This window comes from Allokutzneria sp. NRRL B-24872, from assembly GCF_002155965.1.
Classification (GTDB): Bacteria; Actinomycetota; Actinomycetes; order Mycobacteriales; family Pseudonocardiaceae; genus Allokutzneria.
Genome location: NZ_MUMH01000161.1, coordinates 1 through 4,912, shown reverse-complemented (window position 1 = coordinate 4,912; position 4,912 = coordinate 1). Strand labels below are relative to the sequence as shown.

General features: G+C 71.7%; 5 protein-coding genes and 1 pseudogene. All 6 read left to right on the top strand.

The features are described 5' to 3' along the window. A pseudogene (locus CCN37_RS32555) lies at window positions 1-295 on the top strand (ornithine carbamoyltransferase); the annotation flags it as partial. Beyond that, entirely contained in the window at window positions 292-819 is a 528-nt protein-coding gene (locus CCN37_RS32550) for an arginine repressor (RefSeq protein WP_086828333.1), read from the top strand. The pseudogene CCN37_RS32555 and the gene CCN37_RS32550, both read left to right, overlap by 4 nt. Next, window positions 816-1,352, top strand: coding sequence for an argininosuccinate synthase domain-containing protein (locus CCN37_RS32545; RefSeq protein WP_086828331.1), 537 nt, complete (start codon window positions 816-818; stop codon window positions 1,350-1,352). Before CCN37_RS32550 ends, CCN37_RS32545 begins: the two co-directional genes overlap by 4 nt. Further along, window positions 1,349-2,761 (top strand): argininosuccinate lyase, encoded by a 1,413-nt coding sequence (gene argH, locus CCN37_RS32540; RefSeq protein WP_086828329.1) that lies wholly within the window; start codon window positions 1,349-1,351, stop codon window positions 2,759-2,761. The genes CCN37_RS32545 and argH overlap by 4 nt, the downstream gene beginning before the upstream one ends. A 66-nt stretch (window positions 2,762-2,827) precedes the next feature. Then, complete coding sequence (locus CCN37_RS32535; protein ID WP_086828327.1) at window positions 2,828-3,460, top strand: DNA-3-methyladenine glycosylase; 633 nt, start codon at window positions 2,828-2,830, stop codon at window positions 3,458-3,460. Between the two features lie 35 nt (window positions 3,461-3,495). Further along, entirely contained in the window at window positions 3,496-4,770 is a 1,275-nt protein-coding gene (gene tyrS, locus CCN37_RS32530; RefSeq protein ID WP_086828335.1) for a tyrosine--tRNA ligase, read from the top strand. Window positions 4,771-4,912 lie beyond the last annotated feature (142 nt).

Sequence of the window (4,912 nt, the reverse complement as noted above, 5' to 3'; positions counted from 1 at the left end):
CGCCGTCGACGGCGCGGACGTGCTGGTCACCGACACCTGGACCTCCATGGGCCAGGAGAACGACGGCAAGGACCGCGTCGGCCCGTTCCGCCCCTTCCAGGTCAACGAGGCACTGCTCGCCGCGACCGGGACCGACTCGATCGTGCTGCACTGCCTGCCCGCGCACCGCGGCTGGGAGATCACCGACGAGGTGCTCGACGGCCCGGCCAGCGCGGTCTGGGACGAGGCCGAGAACCGGCTGCACGCGCAGAAGGCGCTGATGACCTGGCTGATCCAGGAGGGGAGCCGCGGATGAGCTTCGACGTGAGCCACCCGCGCGCCGCCGCCGCGGCCACCAGGGCGGCCCGCCAGGCGCGCATCGTGGAGCTGGTCCGCCAGCTCTCCATCCGCAGCCAGACCGAGCTGGCCAAGATCCTCAGCGCCGAGGGCATCGACGTCACCCAGGCGACGCTGTCCCGCGACCTCGACGAGCTCGGCGCGGTCAAGCTGCGCGGAGCCGACGGCGGCGCCCCCGTCTACGTCATCCCCGAGGACGGCAGCCCCGTTCGCGGCATGGAGGGCGGCACCTCGCGGCTGACCAGGCTGCTCGGTGAGCTGCTGGTCTCCACCGACCACTCCGCCAACCTGGCCGTGCTGCGCACCCCGCCCGGCGCCGCGCAGTTCCTGGCCGGAGCCGTGGACCGCGCCGCGCTCAACGACGTCGTCGGCACCATCGCGGGCGACGACACGATCATGGTGATCGCCCGCGAACCCGTCTCCGGCGCTGAGCTGGCCGAGCGGTTCATGGCGATGGCCGGGCACCGGGAAAGCGACCAGTGAGCGCCGAGTTCCTGCGCGCGATCCAGGCCAACGCCGCCTGCGCACCGCTGGGCGGGGCGTGGAACCGCACGCCGGAGCCCGCCGACCCGCTGGAGGTGGTGATCACCTTCGACCAGGGCGTCCCGGTCGCGCTCGACCGCGAGACGCTGAGCGTGCTCGAAGCCCTCCAGGAGCTGAACCGCCGCGCTGGCGGGCTCGGCTCGCTCGCGCTGACCACCGCGCACCAGGCGTTGGAGAGCATCACCCTGGAGAGCGACCTGCTCGCCTTCAAGGCCGACGTCGACCGGCGTTGGGCGGAGCTCGTCCACGACCTTGTTGAGCACGGACAGTGGGGCTCGCCGCTCAAGCAGGCGCTGGACACCTTCATCGCCAGCTCGCAGTCGCGCGTCAGCGGAGAGGTCCGGCTCCACCTCAGCGAGCGCCGCGCCGTGGTCACCGGACGGCGCTGCGAGGAGTCGCTCTACGATTTCCACCAGGCCCTCGCCAGGGATTTCCGGGGCCACACGAAGGATTTGCAGAAGGGGTACGCGTGACTGAGCAGCAATCGGCACAGCTCTGGGGCGGGAGGTTCGCGTCCGGTCCCGCCGACGGCATGGCAGCGCTGAGCGTCTCCACCCACTTCGACTGGCGGCTGGCGCCCTACGACATCGCCGGATCGCGCGCCCACGCCCGCGTCCTGCACCGCGCGGGCCTGCTCTCCGCCGACGAGCTGGACCGCATGCTGGCCGCGCTGGACACCCTGGACGCCGACGTGGCCTCCGGCGCGTTCGCCCCCAGCCCCGATGACGAGGACGTGCACACCGCGCTGGAGCGCGGCCTGCTGGAGCGCGCGGGCACCGAACTCGGCGGCAAGCTGCGCGCCGGGCGCTCGCGCAACGACCAGATCGCCACGCTCTTCCGGATGTGGCTGCGCGATGCCGCCCGCCGGATCGCCGCGGGCACCATCGACGTCGTCGACGCCCTCGTCGCCCAGGCCAGCGCCCACCCCGGCGCCGTCATGCCCGGCCGCACCCACCTCCAGCACGCCCAGCCCGTGCTGCTCGCGCACCACCTGCTCGCCCACGGGCAGAGCCTGCTGCGCGACGTGGAGCGGCTGCGCGACTGGGACCGCCGCACCGCCGTCTCGCCCTACGGCTCCGGCGCGCTCGCCGGCTCCTCCCTCGGCCTCGACCCGGCCGCCGTCGCCACCGAACTCGGCTTCGACGCCCCGGTGGAGAACTCCATCGACGGCACCGCCGCGCGCGACTTCGCCGCGGAGATCGCCTTCTGCCTTGCCATGCTCGGCGTGAACCTGTCCAGGGTCTCCGAGGAGGTCATCATCTGGACCACCGCGGAGTTCGGCTACGCCAAGCTCGACGACGCGTGGGCCACCGGCAGCTCGATCATGCCGCAGAAGAAGAACCCCGACGTCGCCGAGCTGGCGCGGGGCAAGAGCGGCAGGCTCATCGGCAACCTGACCGGCCTGCTCGGCACGCTCAAGGGCCTGCCGCTGGCCTACAACCGGGACCTCCAGGAGGACAAGGAGCCGCTGTTCGACTCCGTCGCCCAGCTGGAGCTGCTGCTCCCGGCGATGGCGGGGATGCTCGGCACCCTCACCTTCGACACCGACCGGATGGCCGAGCTGGCCCCTGCGGGCTTCACCCTGGCCACCGACATCGCGGAGTGGTTGGTGCGCAACGGAGTCCCGTTCCGCGTCGCGCACGAGGCCGCCGGTGAGTGCGTCCGCCGCGCCGAGGCCAAGGACATCGGCCTCGAAGAGCTGACCGACGCCGAGCTGGCCGAGGTCAACCCGAGCCTCACCCCGAAGGTCCGCGAGGTCCTGACCGTCGAGGGCTCGATCTCCTCCCGCGACGCCTACGGCGGCACCGCGCCCGCCCGGGTCGCCGAACAGCTCGACCGGCTCGTCGCGCGGCTCAGCCCGCACCGCGACTGGGCCAAGTGAGAGCCAGGACCCCCTTCCACTTCGGGAGGGGGTCCTCTCGCGTTGTCGGACCGCCTTGTCAGACCTATGCGGGAGAGTGACCGGGTGACCCTGATCCGCCGCGAAGCCCTGGCCATCGACCCCGTCCCCGCCTCCCGCGTGCTGCTCGGCAGCGTCCTGGAGGTCGACACCCCGGACGGCCCCATCGGCGTGAAGCTCGTGGAGGTCGAGGCCTACCGCGGCGGCGACGACCCCGCTTCCCACTGCTACCGCGGCAAGACCGCGCGCAACGCCGTCATGTTCGGACCGGCCGGCCACCTGTACGTGTACTTCGTCTACGGCATGCACTTCTGCGCCAACGTGGTCACCCTGCACGACGGCGAACCCGGCGCCGTCCTCGTGCGCGCGGGAGAGGTGGTCACCGGCATCGACCTCGCCCGCCGCAGACGCCCGAACGCCCGCAACGACAGCGAACTGGCCAAGGGCCCCGCGCGGCTGTGCTCGGTGCTCGGCCTGACCCGCGAGCAGAACGGCATCGACCTCACCGACCCGTCCTCCCCGGTCCGCCTGCTCGCCGCCGACCCGGACGAGCAGGTCGAGGTGGTCAGCGGCCCGCGCGTCGGGGTCGCCAACGCCGTCGACGTGCCGTGGCGGTTCTGGCTGGCCGGATCGCCCGCCGTCAGCGCCTACCGCAGGGGAGCCAAGCGCCGCCCTGCCTGACAAGTGCTTTGACCAGGTGGGCGACAATGGGCGGCGTGAGTGAGCACATTCTCGACGAGCTGTCCTGGCGCGGCCTGATCGCGCAGTCCACCAACCTCGACGCCCTGCGCGAGGACCTCGACAACGGCCCGCTCACCCTCTATGCCGGTTTCGACCCGACCGCGCCCAGCCTGCACGCGGGCAACATGATCCCGCTGCTCGGCCTGCGCCGTTTCCAGCGCGCCGGGCACCGGCCGATCGTGCTGGCCGGCGGCGCGACGGGCATGATCGGCGACCCCCGTGACACCGAGGAGCGCTCGCTCAACCCGCTGGACACCGTCGCCGAGTGGACCGAGCGCATCCGCGGCCAGCTGGAGCGCTTCGTCGACTTCGACGACTCGGCCACCGGCGCCCTCGTGGAGAACAACCTGACCTGGACCCAGTCGATGCCGGTCACGACGTTCCTCCGCGACGTCGGCAAGCACTTCTCGGTGAACGTGATGCTCGGCAGGGAGACGGTGAAGCGCCGCCTCGACGGCGAGGGCATGTCCTACACCGAGTTCAGCTACCTGTTGCTGCAGTCCAACGACTACGTCGAGCTGTACCGCAAGCACGGCTGCAAGCTCCAGATCGGCGGCGCCGACCAGTGGGGCAACATCGTCGGTGGCGTCGAACTCGTCAGGAAGGTCGAGCGGGGCTCCGCGCACGCGCTGACGCTGCCGCTGGTCACCGACGCGGAGGGCCGCAAGTTCGGCAAGTCCACCGGTGGCGGCAGCGTCTGGCTCGACCCGGAGATGACCTCCCCCTACGCCTGGTACCAGTACTTCGTGAACGTCCAGGACGCCGACGCGCTGAAGTACCTGCGGATGTTCACCTTCCTCGACCGCGACGAGATCGCCGAGATCGAGCTGGCCACCTCGGAGAAGCCGCAGCTGAGGGCGGCGCAGCGCAAGCTGGCCGAGGAGTTCACGACGCTGGTGCACGGAGCGGGGGAGACGCGCCAGGTGATCGCGGCCAGCCAGGCGCTGTTCGGTCGCGGGGAGATCCGCGAGCTGGACGCCGCCACGCTGAAGGCGGCCATGTCCGAGGCCCCGACCGGCGAGGTCCGCCTCTCCGACGAGCCGACCATCGTCGACCTGCTGGTCGCCTCCGGCCTGTCCCCGAGCAAGGGGGCCGCGCGGCGCACGGTCAACGAGGGCGGCGCGTACGTGAACAACCAGAAGATCGCCGACGAGGCGTGGCAGCCGAGCAGGGACGACCTGCTGCACGGCGAGTGGCTGGTGCTGCGTCGTGGCAAGCGTCACACGGCCGGGGTGCAGGTCGCCCTGTAGTCCCGACCAGCCCCAACGATCACCGCGGCGCCCGTCGCGAACCGCTGACCTGCGGATTCGCCACGGGCGCCGCGCTCGTTCACGGGGTCGACCAGGCGATTTGACTTCGGATCAAGCGCTGCGTAACTTTCTCCAGGCCAGC